Below are 19,291 nucleotides of genomic sequence, written 5' to 3'. Positions count from 1 at the left end.
CCCGAGGCAACAAAATATGCAACTGACTAGTCATTGGAAAGATGCTTTGAAGATGTCCAGCGTTCAGGCTGGCGGTGCGATTGCAGCGCTGGGTATTCTGGTGATGCTGGCACGGGTGATCCTGCAGCCCAGGCTGAGTCCCTAGGGAGGGACTGGCGCGAGCTCAAAGAATTGGCGCTATCACCGGCGACGGCGATGAATGACTGATCGCCTTTATCGCGTGCCATTGCTTCGTGAAAGAGGTTTCAACCATGAACCAGAGACTTAAAACTCATTCAGGATTTATTGCTTGGGTAAGGCAGTAACCACGATTTCTTACTGAACGGAGGAGGTTGTCTCCTTTAGTGAGCTTCTTGAATTTCGCTTGCAGCCTACTGAGGCACATGGGCAGTCCTTTGTAACTATCAGGGTGCTTATTTAACTTTATAAAGATACTTTCGTTGCTAACAACGCGCTCCTCGCTGCTTGTTAATAACTCAAGCACTAAGCATTCCATGCGAGTTAAACTGATAGTCGTTAGATTGTTAGAAAGCAGGCGTTGGGGTTTGTTCAACGTCCAGGTTTGTAACTTTGGCATATTGCGGCTGGTTCGCTCTCAATGTAGTTGTCTGTTAGGGAAGGGCAGGATCCGATTGCTGACTGTCTGAGTTGAGCCGAGCAAGTTCGACGCACATCTTGTTGTTCTCTTTAGCACTGTAGGTCACACGGCCGGAGTTGCGAACCGCCGAGCCGAATAGCTGGGCTTACCGTGCAGCTCACGAGAAGGAGTTTATAGGCGGTGAAACTGTCAACCTTTCATTTGGCGACAGTGCCTTTTCATTTCATGACAATGCATTACCATTGATCTGGAATGGCACATAACGTTGCTTAAGTCAGTTTTTGCGTAGTAGTCATGCCCCTCTCTAGGCGTACCGATTTTCGTCAGTGGTGTGCGAATTTGCGGCTGGGTTTGAGAGTGCGGAATCCTGAGCGTCAGCTATGGGGTGTTGCCCTTTGCGGCAGGCAGCAATCGACCCTTTGCAGACATTGATAATCGCGCCCCCAGTGAGCGAAGCGAGCGATTTGAACCGTTTGTCAGGCAGTTTAACCAACCTTTGATTTTGGTGGGTGTTCAAGATGCCTTTCGTAGTACTCACTAAAGTATTTATGCTCATCTATTCTTGGGTCTTCTGAGAAGAAATATCCGAATGTTATCGGTCCATATTTCTCAATGATGTGGCTGTAAAAAGCACCGTTTTTATTTGAGGATAATGCCCGTGAGTGTCGGTAGTACCTTGAGTGTAAAGATGTACTTGTTTTTCCAATGTAAAGTATTCGAGATTCGCCTGAAACTCTAGGTATTGGTTTTTCTGACAGGAAAAAATAGACAATGCCTTTAGCCCTTTTAGATTCTTCGCTGCTAAAGGCTATTTTGAATTCGTTCTCTATGCTTTTTGAGCAAGAGATTTTATGTGGGAGGTATTGAAGGCTTGTATAAAGCATTAGGTGACCTCGACCTCGATGTTTTGGCAATGCTTAACCAACGCTTGCCTTAAAATGTGCGTTGTAGCGTTGCATGTGCTTTGGTCTTTTTGCTATGTGCGATAATGCACTTCACAAGGCTTGTGAGCGCTTCTGTGAGTTGCAGTTCGCTTAGTTCAATATTGTACCATTGCGACTGCCCAAATAAAATTACAATGACTGCATTAGTGGTCGGGCAGATGTCGCCACCAAGCTTACCTTTCTCACTGCACTCATCCGCTATAACTGCGCTTAAAAGAGACGAGTATCTATTCTTTAGCTGGATAATCTGGTGCTTTTGTTCTTCGTTAAGATTCACAAACTCACGGGTGATCAGAGCTAATTTGTATTTTTCATTACAGTTAAAGGCGACGAAGGCTTGAATAAACAGGTGTAGACGTTTGCAAGGGCTCCGTGCTCCTTTCATTCGACGCGTCGTGTCCAGCAATAAGTCGGATAAGGCGGACTCAATGAGTTCGAACAGTAAGGACTGTTTATTTTCGATGTGATGGTATAACGATCCGGCATGCAGTCCCAGGTGGTTCGCCAGATCTCGCAAGCCGATTGCCTGAAAACCGCGTGTGGCGAAAAGTTCGACCGCAGCGTCAAGAAGTCGATCGCGGGCGCTGTGTACTGGATTGGCTGATGCGATGGTAGTTAGCATGTGAATCCGTCAACTAGGAAAATGAGAGCGTGGCCAATACGCTTCGTGATTGATGCAGGTTCATTCATTTCCACATAGCGTGGGTATTCACACTCGCGCCGCGAGACTTATCCCGCATGGCGATAGCCCGTTCTGCAAGCATGGTTCGCGGTGCGCATCAGTAACAGCACCGCGCCAATCACTGGCAGGCTCAACAGCAGCAGTGCATACCGCAGCGACTCCTGGCCAAACAGCGGTAGCAACATATCGCTGAACAATCCGGTGATCAGTGGCCCGACGCCGATCCCGAGCAGTGTACTGACGATGGTTTGCAGGGCGCCATGGCGGTACCGCGCCGACCCGCCGGCACCAGTTGGGTGACGAGGTTGTAGGACGGGGCGAGCCACCACACGGCAAAGAAGGCATAGAGCGCGCACCAGAGCATCGCGGCCGGAATCGGTACATCGCCCAAGCGCACTAGCAGGGCATCGGACCAGAGCAGATAAGGGATCAGCGCAGCGATGGCCGCCAGGTGGCCCAACACTGGAATGGAAACCTGCCAGTGTGGGTGGCGGCGGCACAGTCGGTCACTTAACCAACCACTGAACAGACCACCGATCCCGGCCGAGAGACCGCAGATCACCCCGACCAGCAGCCCGGCGTGTTGCAGTGACATGCCGTGGGAGCGCACCAGGAAGCTGGTGTTCCACATGCCGATGGCATAGGAGCTGAGCGTGGCCAGACCGCCCGCGAGGATCAGGTAACGGTAGGCCGGCAAGGCCCAGAGCTTGCGGGCTTCAGCGCCCATGCCAAGCAGCGCAGGCTGCGCGTGAGTGTGTGGCGTGAGGTCCCAACGGCCACGCTGCGGGTCGCGCACGACAAAGGTCAGGAGGGTGCAAAACACCAGGGCCGGCACGCCAATGGCAATAAACGCACTGCGCCAGCCATAGTGCTCCACCACCCAGGCCCCGATACTCAAACCGATGATCGAGGAAAAGGTCGGTGCCGCGGTAAAACAACTGATAGCTAATGAGCGTCGTTGGGGTGGATACAGGTCAACGATCAACGACAGCGAGGCCGAGGTCGTCGGCGATTCACTGACTGCCACCAGCATCCGCGCAATGGCCAGCGCCAGGAAGCTGCCGGCCAGCCCGCAAGCCATTGTCGCCACGGCCCAGAGCAGGCACGACATGGCCAGCAGGCGGGTCCGCGGCATGCGGTCCACCAGCCGTCCCGCCGGCAGGCCCATGAGCGCATAGACTGCCGCGAACGCCAAACCGGAGATCAACCCGATGGCGGTATCGCTGACCCTGAACTCGGCTTTGATCGGTTCGATCATCACCGCGAGTATTTGTCGCCCGACAAAGTTGTCGGCGAACACCATGCCCAGCAGCAACAGCAAGCTGTGGCTGCCCCAGCCAACCCTGGCCGTCGGTATCGTAGCTTCGCGGGCGGTCATCGCGGAGCCCACAGATCCGGCAAGCCGGGGTCACTGACGACAATCAGGCGCTTGAGCAAGACCTTCAAGGCTTGTGCATCGGCAGGGCCGAGCTTGGCCGAGAGGTCCTCTTCCACGGCCTTGGCCAGCGCCAGTTGATGCAGTGAAACCTCGCGGCCCTGGGCCGTGAGGACAAACCGCAGCGACTCTGCCGAGCCCTCGATCGCCACCAGGCGCTGGCGTTCGAGAAAACGCATGCTGGCCAGCGTGACGGCGCGGCCAGTGTAGTTAACGAAGGTATTGATTTCCTCAAGGGTCAGGTTGTCGCGGATACACAAAATCGAAAGAACAAAAAAACGCCTGTTCGTCCAGTTGCTGATTATTCAGCATCTGCCGCAGGTTATTGAGCACTTGGTAATGTCCACGTCCCAACAGGTAACCGAGCAAGTCCTCGGTGTAGCTGCATTCCGGGGGCGGGGGCGTGGTGGCCAGACGCAGCTCGCTACGTGGCTTGCGGGTCGCCAGAGCATATTGGCCACTCTGGAACGCCAGCGGCGCGCGGTCGCTGTGATCGAAGGCGAGCACTTCACCGACAAAAATCACATGATCGCCGCCTTCGTACTGGAACGCGGTGCGGCATTGAAAACGCGCGGTACAATCTTGCAGCAGCGGTGCCTCGCTGACGCCATTGTCCAACTTGATTTCAGAAAACTTGTCCTCGCCCTGGGTGGCGAAACGTCCCGACAGGGTTTCCTGTTCGGTGGACAACACGTGGACGTTCCAGTGTTTGCCGCTGGTAAAGACCGGCAGGCTGCGGGCCTGCTTGGACAGGCTCCAGAGCACCAGCGGCGGATTGAGCGACACCGAGTTGAAACTGTTGGCCGTTATCCCCACGGGTGAGCCGTCTTCGGTCTGGGTGGTGATGATGGTGACCCCGGTGGTAAAGGTGCCGAGCGCGGCACGAAAAGCCTGGGGATCGAAACTGACGTTTTGCATTGCCATGACTGGCCTCATGGGGTGGGGTTTTCGTATGGCCAGTATTGGTCGCGGCAGACTGTTTAACATCGTCTCAACGGACTAACAGATTTGCTCGATCCTCGTCCGATCGGACGAGGCGTCGCGAGGGGTGCAAGGCTACGGTGGCCGCAAGCGCATCGGGCGCTTCCCGGCCATGGGGCCAGTACCAGTAAGGGGACACGAATGAGTTCGGTCACATCATCCGTCTAAGGGCTTGCCCGCCTGTTATCCCGGCAAAAAAGCGCATTCGCCAGCGCTGGTGCGGTGAGCGCCGACACCCGCCGACGTCGACTCCAGCAAGTCATCGATCTGTTGGTCCGCCACCATGTTGCGTTGACCGAGGCGATTGACCTGGATTTTGGCGGCCGGCCGGCCGGTTTTTCCCTGATGAATGACGTGCTGGGCGCCCTGGCTTCGCTCAAATATGCGCGCGATCATCTGCATGGTTGGATGCAGGATGATCCGCGTGCGCCTTTCGCGCCTTACGATCAGCTCGGCGCCAAGGCGTGGGTGATGCACCAACCCAAGGGCACGGTGGGTATTCTCGGTACCTGGAACGCGCCGTTGTTTACCCTGTTCAGCCCCTTGGCCTCAGTGCTGGCGGCGGGCAACCGGGCCATCCTCAAGCCGTCGGACGTGGTGCCTCGGACGGCCGAGTTGCTGGCGCAGCTGTGCGCTGAACACCTCGACCCGCTGGAGATTGCCGTCGTCACCGGCGAAGTGGAACTGGCCGAAGCCTTCAGCGCTCAGCCGTTTGACCACTTGGTGTACACCGGCAGTACCGCGACGGGGCGGTTGGTCATGCGCAACGCCGCACAGAACCTGGTGCCGGTGACGCTGGAACTGGGGGGTAAGTCGCCGGTCATCGTCACCGGCAGCGCCGACCTGAACAAAACCGCTTTCAGTATCGCCGTGGGGAAGGCCTGCAATGGCGGGCAGATCTGCATCAATCCGGATCTGGTGTATGTGCCCAAGGCGCTGCTCGAACCCTTCCTTGAAGCACTGCGCGTGTCCTACAGCGAACTCAACCCATCGGTGGCCGGCAACCCGGATGTGGTGGCGGTGGTCAATCAGCGGCACCTGGACCGCGTCGAAGGTTACATACTGGATGCCCAGGCCCGCGGCGCACGTATCGAGTGCTTGCCCGAACCGCTGTCGTGAACGCCCAGGATCGGCGCCGGCCCCTGCGCGTGGTGGTCGACCCGGCGCCGGACAGTGTGATCATGCGGGAAGAAATCTTCGGCCCCGCGATGGTCGTGCTCACCTACGAAGACCTCGACCACGTCATTGACGACATTAATGCGCGGCCACGCCCACTGGCCCTGTATTACTTCGGCGAAGACCAGCAAGAGCAGCGATACGTCCTGGAGCGCACGTTGTCTGGCGGGGTGACTGTCAACGACGTGATGATGCACCCGGCGATGCACGATGCGCCGTTCGGCGGCGTCGGCGCCTCCGGCATGGGCCATTACCATGGCCACGAAGGGTTTCTCGAGTTCAGCCACCAGCGCACGGTGTTCAAGGCACCGGAGCATGACCCGCGCCGCGAATGGGGGCTCCTGCCGCCATATGGCGAGCACTTCCTGGCGGCCATGCTGGCCAGCGTAACTGCTGACTGACCGAGAGCGGGGCGCATCCTGTGCCCCGCCCGCAGCACGAGATAAGCCATTGTTTATGTTCAAGACAATCACTATCGCTCAGCGCCTGTGGCTATGGGCGCTGCTGGTCACGTTGCTGTTTGTACTGGCGGTCGGTTTTGGCGGGTATGGCTTGCAGCAGGCGCGCGATAGCCTTCGGGCCATAAACGAGGACAATCTGGCGACGCTGCTGATGTTTGGCGAGGTCCAGCACCGTCTTGATGAAAGTCGGCGCCAGGTTTTGCTCGCCATCCAGCAGGACCCTGAAGGTCCGTTGGTGGCGGCGTTCGACCGCCCCGTCGAAGCAACCCTGAGCGCTATGGTCGACGGCATGGGGCGGGTGGTCAGCCGCGTACGCGACGGCGTCAGCCTGGCGCATGAGGCCGGTGACTCGGTGGCGCAGATTCGCAGTGGCACCGATGACGTGATCCGTAGCGTGGATACCATTGCCACGGTGATCACCGAGCAGGAGCGGGTGACACGAGAAATGGTCGCGCGGGTCGAGAGTGTCTCCGCGGGCACCGGCGCGCTGTCGGCCAACGCCGGTCGCAGTGCCGTCGTTGCGTCTGATCTGGAGCAACTGGCGCGGGCGCTGGATCAGTTGTCGGCCCGCTTCAATGTGGTTTGAATGCCCGGCCGTTCTGGATCAATTCCCAGGCTTTTTTTTGGATGGCAAGTATTACCTTGGCCCGGAGTTGCTCACCGCCGGCCGCCGCGTTTGGTAACGGTAGAATCGACATCTGGATCAACAACGCGGGCGTCGGTGCCGTGGGCAGCATTGAGCAGACTCCGCTTGACGCTCATGCGCAGGTGTTGCAAACGGATCTGCTGGGCTATTTGCGCGGGCCCGTCTTAACGAAGTCTGGGTCGTTGCAATATGGATTGCCAGAAACAGGCTTGAGTTCTAACGAGCTGTGGAATCGAACTGTACATGCACTTTTATAAAGCGCCATGCATAACAACGTGCACCAGTCGGAAGCGCCGCAAAGCGCTTTCGCCTGCGGTAGCTCCAGCGTTGTGACAATCCCCCCTGGCTCAAGAGTCAGTGTTTCCAGATAGTTGAAGTCTCTCTGTGGCTGACTGGCACAAAGGCTGCAAGGCTGACATCAGGTCCACCTGGAGAGCATTCGTGTGGACAGCCCCCTCGGTCAACGACGATCGATTGGCCGAACAGGTCGTGGGCAGCATCGGTGGATCAGGCATAGACGTCTGGTTTCAACACCGCAAAAGAACAGGCAAAGACGCCTGGAACCGCAAGGTTTCAGGCGTTTTTTTTTGCTTTTAAAACCGTGATTGGCTCGGGCTGGGTGCTTTCTATGAATTCCAATGTTGCCACGTTGAACAAGATGCAAACGCTGATCGTGATCGGTAATGGCATGGTCGGACATCATTGTGTCGAACAGCTGATCGAGCGGGGAGCGCTTGACCATTACCGGCTGCACGTCTTCAGTGAGGAGCCGATGCGCGCCTATGACCGTGTGCATCTTTCCGAGTACTTCTCCGGTCGTGATGCCGAGTCGCTGGCGCTGTCCGATGCGTCGCTTTACCAGACGCCCGGCGTTACGCTGCATCTGGGTGTGCCGGTATTGGAAATCGACCGTGTCCGTCGCCAGGTGGTCACCTCGCAAGGTTGCGTCACGTATGACAAATTGGTTCTGGCCACCGGTTCATATCCGTTTGTTCCGCCAATCGAAGGCGCCGAAGGTGAGTCGCGCCTGGTTTATCGCACCCTGGAAGACCTCGATGCCATTCGGGCGGCGGCGGCCAATGCCCGGCGCGGCGTGGTGGTCGGCGGTGGCTTGCTGGGCCTGGAAGCTGCGAACGCATTGAAGAGCCTGGGCCTTGAAGCCCACGTGGTGGAGTTCGCGCCGCGCTTGATGCCGGTACAACTGGATGACCACGGTGGCCAGGCGCTCAAGGCGCAGATCGAACGATTGGGCGTCGGTGTACACCTGTCCCGCGCCACTCAATCGATCAGTGCGGGCGAGCAGTACCGCTATCGCATGAATTTCGCCAATGACGAATACCTCGAAACCGACCTGATCGTGTTTTCCGCCGGTATCCGCGCACAAGACTCGCTGGCTCGTCAATGCGCGCTGGAGATCGGTCCGCGCGGTGGCGTGGTGATCGACGACACGTGCCGAAGTTGCGACCCGAACATCTACGCCATCGGTGAATGCGCTTCATGGAACGGCAGCCTGTTCGGCCTGGTCGCGCCGGGCTACCAGATGGCGCGCAGCGTCGCGGCCCGTCTGTGTAACGAAGTCGCCGAGCCGTTCACCGGTGCCGACATGTCGACCAAGCTCAAGCTGCTGGGGGTGGATGTCGGCTCCATCGGCGACGCCCACGGCAACACCCCGGGCGCGCGCAGCTATCAATTCATCGACGAAACCAGCGCCAGCTATCGCCGCCTGGTGGTGGATGCAAGTGGCAAGCACGTCCTCGGTGCAGTGCTGGTCGGTGACAACAGTTATTACGACACCTTGCTGCAATACATGCAGAACGGCATTGTCTTGCCGTCGGAACCGGCCAGCCTGATTCTGCCGTCCTCCGAAGGCGCGCCGACCCTGGGCCCGGGTGCGCTGCCCGAGTCGGCGACGGTGTGCTCATGTCATAACGTCACCAAGGGCTCCATTTGTTCGGCCATCGATGGCGGCTGTACCGACCTGGGCCAGCTCAAGTCGCAGACCAAGGCTTGCACCGGCTGCGGCGGTTGCGCCGGCCTGCTCAAGCAAGTCTTCGAGCATGAGTTGATTGCCCGTGGCGTCAGTGTCGACAAGAGCCTGTGCGAACACTTCGCCTATACCCGTCAGGAGCTTTATGCGCTGGCGCGGGTAGAAGGGGTGATCACCTTCGAAGAACTGTTGGCCAAGCACGGCCGTGGTCATACCGGTTGCGACGTTTGCAAACCGGCGGTGGGCTCGATTCTCGCCTCGTGCTGGAACCAGCCGATCATGGACACGTCGCTGGTGCCGTTGCAGGACACCAACGACACCTTCATGGCCAACATGCAGAAAAACGGCACCTATTCGGTGGTGCCGCGCATCGCCGGGGGCGAAATCACAGCCGACAAGCTGATCGCGATTGGCGTGGTGGCGAAGAAGTACGACCTCTACACAAAAATCACCGGCGGGCAGCGCATTGACCTGTTCGGCGCACAATTGCATCAGTTGCCGGACATCTGGTCCGAGTTGATCGAGGCCGGTTTCGAAACCGGGCACGCCTATGGCAAATCGACCCGCACGGTGAAGTCCTGCGTCGGCAGCACCTGGTGCCGTTATGGCGTGCAGGACAGCGTGAAAATGGCCCTGACCCTCGAGGATCGCTACAAGGGGCTGCGTTCGCCACACAAGCTCAAGTTCGCGGTCTCTGGCTGCACCCGTGAATGTGCCGAGGCGCAGAGCAAGGACGTGGGCGTGATCGCCACCGAGAATGGCTGGAACCTCTACGTGGCCGGTAACGGCGGCATGCGCCCGCGCCACGCCGAGTTGTTCGCCACCGACCTCGATGACGCCACCCTGATTCGTTACATCGACCGGTTCCTGATGTTCTACATCCGCACCGCTGACAAATTGCAGCGCACCTCGGTCTGGCGCGAGAGCCTGGAGGGCGGCCTGGATTACCTCAAGGACGTGATCATCAACGACAGCCTGGGGCTTGGCCTTGAGCTCGAATCGCAGATGCAACTGGTGGTCAACCGCTACGAATGCGAATGGGCCAACGCCCTTAAAGACCCGGAAAAACTCAAGCGCTTCCGCACCTTCGTCAACGATCAACGCCCGGACCCGGACATCCATTTTGTCCAGGAACGCGGTCAGCGCCGGCCGATCATGGCCGCTGAACTCCACCTTATCCCTGTCATCGAGGAGATTGCCTGATGAGCCAGTCCGATACCCAGCGCGCCTATTCCAGTTCCTCCCTGGTCAATCCCGATGCCTGGCAAGCGGTGTGCAGCCAGGAGGATCTGGTGAGTAACTCCGGCGTCGTCGTCTGGCTCGACGGTGCACAAGTGGCGCTGTTCTACCTGCCGGCTGCCGAAGGCAAGACCCTCTATGCCATCGATAATCATGACCCGCAATCCGGGGCGAATGTCATCGGTCGCGGGCTGATCGGCAGCATCAAGGGCGATCTGGTGATTGCCTCGCCACTCTACAAACAGCACTTCCGCCTTGAGGACGGCAGTTGTCTGGAGTATCCGCAGCAGCGTCTGCGGGTCTGGCCGGTGCGCCTGAACGAAGGCCAGGTGGAGGTCGCGGTGGCCTGACCACGTGGATTTCGCCGGGGTCTGAGCGCTCATTCAATCAATGATGTATACCCGGCTCCGGCGGAGTCGATGATCAATGACAAACAGTATCGGAGGTTCGTATGAAAACAGCCGCACAACTGCTGAAGCTCAAGGCCGTGCAGAACCGGCGGGTGCATAGCATCGCGCCAGACCAGATGGTGCTTGAAGCGTTGAAGATGATGGCGGAAAAAAATGTCGGTGCTCTACCCGTCATAGAGGAGGGGCAGGTGGTTGGCGTTATCAGCGAACGCGACTATGCGCGCAAGGTCGTTCTACAGGGGCGCTCTTCGGTCGGTACGCCGGTCCGGGCCATCATGAGCGCGCCCGTCGTGACAGCAGACAGTCAGCAGAGCATTGAGCGTTGCATGGCGGTCATGACCGACAGTCATCTGCGCCATCTACCGGTAGTGGAGGGCGACCAACTGATTGGCCTGTTGTCGATTGGTGATCTGGTCAAAGAAGCCATCGTCGAGCAGGCCGAGCTGATCCGGCAACTGGAACACTACATTCGCGGGCATTAAAACGACCGGGGGCAGGGTGGATCGAAGGGTTATGAGTACAGGCCCAGGTAAATAACCCGTTATAAACATCCCTTTCGTAACCGCATGGCTTACTGAAGTTTCCTTCATCAACTTTTATGTCATAACCCACATCAAGGTAAGACTTGACCTTGTTCTGCAGCAGGCATGTTGATACCCCTTCATCGCCTAGCCACATCCGAAAAGTAAAACTTGTCCAGGGTATGCCGCGATTCGGTGTACTCGAACTGCCGGCCGTCCTGCAAAAAGGTCTGGTTGCTGACCACAATCACATGGCTCTGCCCCTCAAGATCAAGGTGCTGCTGGTCGTCCTTGCCTCGCGGTACGGCTTCGATGGTGCGCTGGGCATAGCTGATTTGCAGTTGCAGCGTCTGTTCGATGAAGGCATAGATCGAATGCTCGGCAATCTCGCAATTCAGCCCCGGAATAAGATCGGCGACGAAGTGGTTGATGTCGAGGATGACCCGTTTGCCATCGATTCGACGCACGCGTTTGATCCGCGTGATCAGGCTACCTTCTTCGGCTTTCAGGTGTTCACGCAAGGCACCTTGCAGGGGGAACTGCTCGAACGCTACCACCTCGGTGCTGACGTCATTGCCCAGCCTTGGGTGGGTTTCCTGGAAACTGACGATACCGCCGAGCTGGAATTCGATCGGATTGGGCGACAGCACGAAGGTGCCTTTACCGTGAACTTTTTGCGCGAAGCCGCGTTCCTGAAGCAGTTCTATGGCTTTGCGCACAGTACCGCGACTGGCCTGGTAGCTGTCCATCAATTCGGTTTCGGAAGGCAGTCGGGCGCCGCGTTCCAGTCGTTCGGTGGTGATGCTGGTAAGCAGATCGCTGTAGATCTGGTTGTATTTGCTCATGGGAATGGCTGCGTTGTGCTCAAGGCAGGAACCTTAGGGAACGCGTGAGGGTTTGTCTATTGCACAAATGGCGGGGCGGTCGTGGCTGTCGGAAATATCGCCGCTGGGCGGGTCATCGATAAATAAATTCCAACTCGTCTGTACGAGTTGTTGCTTTAACTCGTACAGACGAGTATTTTTCGCTTCGGTGTGCTGCCAAACAACAAAAAACACAGTGGATGAAAAGCATGAGCCATGACTACGCGACTATCGCCAGCGAGCTGCTTCATAGCCTCGGTGGTGCTGACAACCTTGAACAGGCCGCACATTGCGTCACGCGTCTGCGCCTGGCCCTCAAAGACCCACAGCGGGTCGACAGTACGACGCTGAATCAGATCGACCTGGTCAAAGGCTCGTTCTTCACCGGCGGCCTGTTTCAGATCGTCATCGGTCCCGGCGAAGTCGAGAAGGTTTACGCCGCGCTGCGCGAGCAGACAGGGCTTGCTGCGTCGACCATCGCCGACGTGAAACAAAAGGGTGTCGATAAAACCAATGCCATGCAGCGCCTGGTGCGGGTGTTCTCCGATGTGTTCATGCCGATTCTGCCGGCGCTGATCATTGCCGGCCTGCTGATGGGGGTGAACAACCTGATCGGCGCCAAGGGCATGTTCATTGCCGGCAAGACCCTGCTTGAGGCCTACCCGACGCTGGACGGTGTCTGGAGCTTGATCAATCTGATGGCCAACACCTCGTTCGTGTTCCTCCCGGCGCTGGTCGGCTGGTCGGCAGCCAAGCGTTTTGGCGGCAGTGAAATCCTTGGCATCGTGCTGGGTCTGATGCTGGTTCACCCGGACTTGCTCAACGCCTGGAACTACGGCAAGGCGGTGGCCGGGCTGGACGGCCAGAGCCTGCCGTACTTCGATATTTTTGGCTGGTTCAAGATCGAGAAGGTCGGCTACCAAGGTCAGATTCTGCCGATCCTGCTGGCCGCCTACGTCATGAGCGTCATTGAAAAATGGCTGCGGGCGCGGGTACCCAATGCCATTCAACTGCTGGTGGTGCCAATTACCACGATCGTCGTGACCGGGGTGTTGGCGCTGGCCGTGATCGGTCCGGTGACCCGTCACCTGGGGATTCTGATCACCCAAGGCGTGGTGACCTTGTTTGACCTCGCGCCGATGGTCGGCGGGGCGATTTTCGGTCTGCTGTATGCGCCGCTGGTGATTACCGGCATGCACCACATGTTTCTTGCGGTCGATTTGCAGCTTATTTCCACCCAGGGCGGCACCTTCATCTGGCCGATGATCGTCATGTCCAACCTCGCACAAGGCAGCGCGGCACTCGGGGTGTTCTACATGACCCGCAGTGCGCGGGATAAAAGCATGGCCTCGACCTCAGCCATTTCCGCCTATTTCGGCATCACCGAACCGGCCATGTTCGGCGTCAACCTGCGTTACAAGTTTCCGTTCTACGCGGCGTTGATCGGCTCGGCGCTGGGCTGCATGTTCCTGTCGCTGAACAAGGTTCAGGCCTCGGCGATCGGTGTCGGTGGCTTGCCCGGTTTCATCTCGATCATCCCGCAGTTCATCCCGATGTTCGTGGTCGGGATGGTCATCGCCATGGTCGTGCCGTTCGTTTTGACCTGTGGCTTGAGCATGAAGATTGTCCGGCCTGGATATCGAGTCGCCTGATAGATCCATTCGCGGGCAAGCCCGCTCCCACATTGGAATGCGATCAACTGTGGGAGCGAGCTTGCTCCGGGCGGCGATCCGACGATGAGGCCCTCAGGGCCAGTACAAAACCAATTGAAGGAATACGCCATGCAAGACTGGCAGCGTTCGGTGATCTACCAGATCTACCCGAAAAGCTTTCACAGCCACGCCGGCAACCCCACGGGCGATCTGCTCGGGGTGGTGGCCAAGCTCGATTACCTGCAATGGCTGGGTGTCGATTGTCTGTGGATCACCCCGTTCCTGCGTTCGCCCCAGCGCGACAATGGCTACGATATCAGCGACTACTACGCCATCGACCCGAGCTACGGGACCATGGCTGACTGTGAGCTGCTGATCGCCGAGGCTGGCAAACGCGGTATCAAGTTGATGCTCGATATCGTGGTCAATCACACCTCCATCGAACACCAGTGGTTCCAGCAGGCCCGCAGCAGTCTCGATAACCCGTACCGCGACTTCTATATCTGGCGCGATCAGCCGAACAACTGGGAATCCAAGTTCGGTGGTTCGGCCTGGGAGTTCGAGGCGCAAACCGGTCAGTACTACCTGCACCTGTTCGACCACACTCAGGCCGACCTGAACTGGGATAATCCGCAGGTGCGCGCTGAAGTCTTCAAGATGATGCGCTTCTGGCGTGACAAGGGCGTCGGCGGTTTCCGTCTGGACGTGATCAACCTGATCTCGAAACCGGCGGACTTTCCCGAGGACAACAGCGACGGTCGGCGTTTCTACACCGACGGCCCGAACGTGCACGACTACTTGCAGGAAATGCACCGTGAAGTCTTCGAAGGCCATGACCTGATCAACGTCGGCGAGATGTCTTCCACCAGCCTGGAACATTGCATTCGTTACTCGCGAGCGGACTCGAAAGAGCTGTCGATGACCTTCAACTTTCATCACCTGAAGGTTGATTACCCGAACTTGCAGAAGTGGGTTCGCGCTGACTTCGACTTCCTCGAACTCAAGCGCATCCTTTCCGACTGGCAGACCGGCATGCAGGCCGGTGGCGGCTGGAATGCACTGTTCTGGTGTAACCACGATCAGCCGCGAGTGGTTTCGCGGTTTGGTGATGACGGCGAACACCGCGTGGTGTCGGCGAAGATGCTCGGCACCGCGCTGCATTTTCTTCAGGGCACGCCGTTCATCTATCAGGGTGAAGAGTTGGGCATGACCAACCCGGGCTTTGAGAGCATCGAGCAGTACCGCGATGTCGAGACGCTGAACATCTTCCGGCTCAAGCGTGATGCCGGGGAGTCCGAGGCGTCGAGCATGAGCGCGATCATGCAGAAATCCCGCGACAACAGTCGCACCCCGATGCACTGGAACACGCAACCCAATGCCGGTTTCAGCAGTGCCGAACCATGGATCGGCGTGCCGGCCAACGCCACGCAGATCAACGTCGAAAACCAACTCGACGACACGACTTCGGTGTTGCACCACTATCGCCAGTTGATTGCCCTGCGCCACAGCGAACCGCTGATTCAGGATGGCGTGTATCGCCAGCTCTTGCCCACGCACCCGCAGGTCTGGGTGTACCTGCGTGAAGGCGAAGGCGAGCGTCTGCTGGTGGTGAATAACTTCTATGGCACGGCGTGTGAAGTCGAGTTGCCAGAGCAGGTAATCACCGACTGCATGTTGCAACGCCTGGTGATCAGCAACTTCCCGGATTGTGAGACACGTAGTCGACAGCTGTTCCTGCGGCCATACGAGTCGTTCGTCTTGCACCTGACCGACCACTAAAAAACACGCTCTTCAAACAACGCGCAGAGCACTGCGTGGGGTTTCTTGCGCGCAGATTTTACCGAATGAGCACAATAAAAATAATGAGGCGGCTCTTGAAGACCACAATTAATCGCAAACTTGCAGCATCGTGCGCATGCCTGATGTTGCCGTTCTCGGCCCAGGCTTTGGAGTTCGCCGGTTACTTGCGTAGCGGCGTCGGGACTTCGGTCAACAGCGGTCCTCAGCAGTGTTTTCAACTGCAGGGTGCCCAGTCGAAATACCGCTTGGGCAACGAGTGCGAGCAGTACGCCGAGCTGGAGTTGCGTCAGGACGTGTACACCCTGGACGACGGCTCGGTGCTGAGCGTCGACGGCATGGCTTCGTTGTACAACCAGTACGACAAAGACCTGACGTTCAACGGTGATAACGGCTCGGTGCGCATGCCGCAGATGTATGCACAATGGTCGAACTTGCCGAGTCTCAATGGTGGCTCGTTGTGGGCCGGTCGGCGTTACTACAAACGAAACGACATCCATATTTCCGACTTCTACTACTGGAACCAGAGCGCCACCGGTGGTGGTATCGAGGATGTGAAGATCGGTGACCTGAAATACAGCTACGCCTTTTCGCGCAAGGACAACCTGTACCAGAAGGATTATGTCACCCGGCAGGATTTCAACGTCGCAGGTTTTCAGACCAACCCTGGCGGTGAGCTGGAGTTTGGCCTCAGTTACATCGAAAAACCTGACCGCAGCGATGCACACGCAGGTTGGGCCATCACCGCCCAGCATGTGCAGAAAAACTTCCTCGGCGGTAAGAACAAACTGGCGCTGCAATACGGCGAAGGGCCTGGCACCGGGTTGGGTTACACCGGCGATGTGGGCCTGGACGACAGCAACAAGAGCTACCGGCTGGTGGAGTTCTTCGACTGGCAAGTGACACCGCGTTTTGGTGGTCAGGTCGAAGCGGTCTATCAGAAGGATATCCGCCCGGACGGTAACGGCCAGAACTGGATTTCCCTGGGCGTTCGCCCGGCTTACGCGATCACCGATCAATTCAAGTTGGTGACTGAACTGGGACACGATCAGGTCGAGGCCCCAGGAGGTACGCGCAAGTTGAGTAAATTCTCTTTTGTCCCGACCTGGTCGCCAAAAGGCCCGGGGTTCTGGGAACGTCCCGAGGTGCGTTTGTACTACACCTATGCCAGCTGGAACGAAGCGGCCAAACGTGCGGCCAATGAACTGGCACAAGGTTCAGCGTTGTCCGATACCGGCGCGTTCGGCACGGCGCTGCATGGTGCGAACGTCGGATTGCAAGTCGAGTACTGGTGGAAATAAGCGATGCTGTCGGAGCTCGCGCTCCATCGGCACTTCCAAGAACAAAACCGCAGGTGAAGTCATGACCATAACCCAACCATTGCAATTGCTGGCGCCGCTGTCCGGGGTGCTGGTGCCACTTGATCACGTGCCGGATCCGGTGTTCGCCAGCCGGGTGATCGGCGACGGCCTGTGCATCGATCCGACCTCGCAGACCCTTTGCGCGCCGTTGGCCGGCGTGGTCAGCAACCTTCAACACAGTGGCCATGCGATCAGCATCACCGATGACAGCGGCGTACAGGTGTTGCTGCACATTGGTCTGGACACCGTGAACCTGGCGGGTAAGGGGTTTCGCGCCTTGGTCGAGCAGGGCCAGCGTGTCGAGGCCGGACAGCCATTGATCGAGTTCGATGCCGACTATGTAGCCCTGCATGCCCGCAGCCTGTTGACCTTGATGCTGTTGGTCAGTGGCGAGCCCTTCAGCCTGCTGACACCCGACAATGGCCTGGTGGCGTGTGCCCAGCCCGTGTTGCGCCTGAGCCTCGGCGATCCGCGTTCCAGCGTTGCGCAGGAGGAGGGCGAAGCGCTGTTCTCCAAACCGGTCCACCTGCCCAACGCCAATGGCCTGCACGCGCGGCCGGCGGCGATCTTTGCGCAGGCGGCGAAAGGTTTTGCGGCAAGCATTTGCCTGCACAAGCAGCAGGACAGCGCCAACGCCAAGTCCCTGGTAGCGATCATGGCGTTGCAGACGGTTCGCGGCGATGCGCTGCAGGTCAGTGCGGTGGGCGAAGATGCCGAATTGGCAATCAGCACGTTGGCCAAACTACTAGCGGATGGCTGCGGTGAGGCCGTGACTGCGGTGGCGGTCGTAGCGCCGGTGGCTCAGGCGCAGGAGGTGTCGACGAAGCTGTTGCGCGGAGTCTGTGCTTCGGCGGGTTCGGCCTTTGGGCGGGTGGTGCAGGTGGCTGAGCGAACCCTGGAGGTGCCTGAGTTTGCCGCGGATCAACGCGTGGAGCGCGAGTCGCTGGAGCGTGCGCTGACCCGCTCGACGCAGGCACTGCAACACTTGCGCGACAACGCGAAAGGCAAGGCGCAGGAAGATATCTTCAAGGCACATCAGGAGTTACTGGAAGACCCGAGTCTGCTGGAGCAAGCCCAGGCCCTGATTGCCGAGGGCAAGAGCGCGGCGTTTGCCTGGAACAGTGCTACCGAAGCCACCGCTGCGCTGTTCAAGTCGCTGGGCAACACCTTGTTGGCCGAGCGGGCGTTGGACCTGATGGATGTCGGCCAGCGTGTGCTCAAACTGATTCTCGGGGTGCCGGACGGTATCTGGGAGTTGCCGGATCAGGCGATTTTGATTGCCGAGCAACTGACACCGTCGCAGACCGCTGCCCTGGATACCGACAAGGTGTTGGGTTTCGCCACTGTGGGCGGTGGTGCCACCAGCCATGTGGCGATACTCGCCCAGGCCTTGGGTTTGCCGGCGGTGTGTGGTTTACCGGTGCAGGTGCTGTCGCTGGCCAGCGGAACCCGAGTGCTGCTTGATGCGGATAAGGGTGAGTTGCACCTGGACCCTGCTCTGTCGGCTATCGAACAGCTGCACGGCAAACGTCAGCAGCAACGGCAACGGCATCAGCGCGAACTTGAGCAGGCTTCGCTGGCGGCCTGTACCCGTGACGGCCATCACTTCGAGGTGACGGCCAACGTTGCCTCGCTGCTTGAGGTCGAGCAGGCGATGGCGCTAGGCGGCGAGGGTGTCGGTCTGCTGCGTTCGGAGTTTCTTTATCTGGAGCGCAACAGCGCGCCCAGCCATGACGAGCAAGCGGTCACCTACAGCGCCATCGCCCGGGCCCTTGGGCCAGAGCGCAATCTGGTGGTGCGCACACTGGATGTGGGCGGCGACAAACCGCTGGCCTACGTGCCAATGGACAGCGAGGCCAATCCGTTTCTGGGCATGCGCGGAATTCGCTTGTGCCTGGAGCGTCCGCAGCTGTTGCGCGAGCAGTTCCGGGCAATTCTGAGCAGCGCCGGTCTGGCCCGTCTGCACATCATGCTGCCGATGGTCAGCCAGTTGTCGGAGCTGCGCCTGGCGCGCCAGATGCTGGAAGAAGAGGCGCTGGCGCTCGGGCTCAAGGCGCTGCCGAAACTGGGCATCATGATCGAAGTCCCGTCCGCGGCATTGATGGCGGACCTGTTTGCCCCCGAGGTGGATTTCTTCTCCATCGGCACCAACGACCTGACCCAATACACCCTGGCCATGGACCGCGATCACCCACGTCTGGCCAGCCAGGCCGACAGTTTTCACCCCTCGGTACTGCGTCTGATCGCCAGCACCGTGAAGGCCGCCCATGCCCATGGCAAGTGGGTCGGGGTGTGTGGCGCGCTGGCTTCGGAGACTCTGGCGGTACCGCTGTTGCTGGGGCTTGGGGTGGATGAACTGTCGGTCAGCGTGCCGCTGATTCCGGCGATCAAGGCCGCGATTCGCGAGGTCGACCTCAGCGACTGTCAGGCTGTCGCGCATCAGATACTCGGGCTGGAGAGCGCTGAGCAGGTCCGCGAGGCCTTGTCTTCGCAGCAGCAGGCGATGGTCGAAACTTCACAGGTGTTGGAGAACTGAAC

The 19,291-nt window shown here is 58.7% G+C and carries 12 protein-coding genes and 4 pseudogenes; 10 read left to right on the top strand and 6 right to left on the bottom strand.

Annotation, left to right across the window (positions count from 1 at the left end; all coding sequences use genetic code 11):
* Window positions 1–271 precede the first annotated feature (271 nt).
* The 5 genes and pseudogenes from AC1DVE_RS19395 to AC1DVE_RS19375 all read right to left on the bottom strand — a co-directional run bounded on the left by AC1DVE_RS19395 (window position 272) and on the right by AC1DVE_RS19375 (window position 4,583).
* Window positions 272–577: a winged helix-turn-helix domain-containing protein gene (locus AC1DVE_RS19395; RefSeq protein WP_223455726.1), complete on the bottom strand. Its 306-nt coding sequence runs from the start codon at window positions 575–577 to the stop codon at window positions 272–274.
* 506 nt (window positions 578–1,083) lie between these two features.
* Entirely contained in the window at window positions 1,084–1,482 is a 399-nt protein-coding gene (locus AC1DVE_RS19390) for a hypothetical protein (RefSeq protein ID WP_223455727.1), read from the bottom strand.
* Window positions 1,483–1,531: 49 nt separating this feature from the next.
* The gene (locus tag AC1DVE_RS19385; protein WP_223455728.1) at window positions 1,532–2,164 is read right to left on the bottom strand and encodes a TetR/AcrR family transcriptional regulator; all 633 of its coding nucleotides are present in this window, start codon (window positions 2,162–2,164) and stop codon (window positions 1,532–1,534) included.
* A 107-nt stretch (window positions 2,165–2,271) separates the two neighbouring features.
* Window positions 2,272–3,602, bottom strand: a pseudogene (locus tag AC1DVE_RS19380) (spinster family MFS transporter).
* A pseudogene (locus AC1DVE_RS19375) lies at window positions 3,599–4,583 on the bottom strand (flavin reductase). The pseudogenes AC1DVE_RS19380 and AC1DVE_RS19375 overlap by 4 nt, the downstream one beginning before the upstream one ends.
* Window positions 4,584–4,820: 237 nt before the next feature.
* Here AC1DVE_RS19375 and AC1DVE_RS19370 point away from each other — a divergent pair.
* The 6 genes and pseudogenes from AC1DVE_RS19370 to AC1DVE_RS19345 all read left to right on the top strand — a co-directional run bounded on the left by AC1DVE_RS19370 (window position 4,821) and on the right by AC1DVE_RS19345 (window position 11,041).
* Window positions 4,821–6,217, top strand: a pseudogene (locus AC1DVE_RS19370) (coniferyl aldehyde dehydrogenase).
* A 55-nt stretch (window positions 6,218–6,272) separates the two neighbouring features.
* Window positions 6,273–6,863, top strand: coding sequence for a Tar ligand binding domain-containing protein (locus tag AC1DVE_RS19365; protein WP_223455730.1), 591 nt, complete (start codon window positions 6,273–6,275; stop codon window positions 6,861–6,863).
* Between the two features lie 80 nt (window positions 6,864–6,943).
* A pseudogene (locus AC1DVE_RS19360) lies at window positions 6,944–7,081 on the top strand (SDR family oxidoreductase); the annotation flags it as partial.
* Window positions 7,082–7,551: 470 nt separating this feature from the next.
* Complete coding sequence (gene nirB, locus AC1DVE_RS19355) at window positions 7,552–10,113, top strand: nitrite reductase large subunit NirB (protein ID WP_223455731.1); 2,562 nt, start codon at window positions 7,552–7,554, stop codon at window positions 10,111–10,113.
* The gene (gene nirD / locus AC1DVE_RS19350; protein WP_223448538.1) at window positions 10,113–10,499 is read left to right on the top strand and encodes a nitrite reductase small subunit NirD; all 387 of its coding nucleotides are present in this window, start codon (window positions 10,113–10,115) and stop codon (window positions 10,497–10,499) included. Before nirB ends, nirD begins: the two co-directional genes overlap by 1 nt.
* Before the next feature lie 101 nt (window positions 10,500–10,600).
* Window positions 10,601–11,041, top strand: a complete 441-nt coding sequence (locus AC1DVE_RS19345; RefSeq protein ID WP_150727255.1) for a CBS domain-containing protein — start codon at window positions 10,601–10,603, stop codon at window positions 11,039–11,041.
* Window positions 11,042–11,220: 179 nt separating this feature from the next.
* Here AC1DVE_RS19345 and treR read toward each other — a convergent pair whose 3' ends face one another.
* Window positions 11,221–11,925 carry a trehalose operon repressor gene (treR, locus tag AC1DVE_RS19340; RefSeq protein ID WP_223455732.1) on the bottom strand — a complete coding sequence of 235 codons (705 nt, stop codon included), beginning with the start codon at window positions 11,923–11,925 and terminating at the stop codon, window positions 11,221–11,223.
* A 227-nt stretch (window positions 11,926–12,152) separates the two neighbouring features.
* On the opposite strand from treR, the gene treP reads away from it, so the two are divergent.
* The 4 genes from treP (at window position 12,153) to ptsP (ending at window position 19,289) form a co-directional block, all read left to right on the top strand.
* The gene (treP, locus tag AC1DVE_RS19335) at window positions 12,153–13,595 is read left to right on the top strand and encodes a PTS system trehalose-specific EIIBC component (RefSeq protein ID WP_223455733.1); all 1,443 of its coding nucleotides are present in this window, start codon (window positions 12,153–12,155) and stop codon (window positions 13,593–13,595) included.
* A gap of 129 nt (window positions 13,596–13,724) precedes the next feature.
* Window positions 13,725–15,374: an alpha,alpha-phosphotrehalase gene (gene treC, locus AC1DVE_RS19330; RefSeq protein ID WP_223455734.1), complete on the top strand. Its 1,650-nt coding sequence runs from the start codon at window positions 13,725–13,727 to the stop codon at window positions 15,372–15,374.
* A gap of 95 nt (window positions 15,375–15,469) precedes the next feature.
* The gene (locus AC1DVE_RS19325; RefSeq protein WP_223455735.1) at window positions 15,470–16,693 is read left to right on the top strand and encodes a maltoporin; all 1,224 of its coding nucleotides are present in this window, start codon (window positions 15,470–15,472) and stop codon (window positions 16,691–16,693) included.
* A 61-nt stretch (window positions 16,694–16,754) separates the two neighbouring features.
* On the top strand, window positions 16,755–19,289 hold the full coding sequence (gene ptsP, locus AC1DVE_RS19320; RefSeq protein WP_223455736.1) for a phosphoenolpyruvate--protein phosphotransferase: 2,535 nt from the start codon (window positions 16,755–16,757) through the stop codon (window positions 19,287–19,289).
* Window positions 19,290–19,291: the final 2 nt, after the last annotated feature.

The organism is Pseudomonas sp. P4_B4, assembly GCF_056402255.1.
Note: the sequence above shows the minus strand (reverse complement) of the source record. Positions and strands in the feature narration are given on the sequence as shown.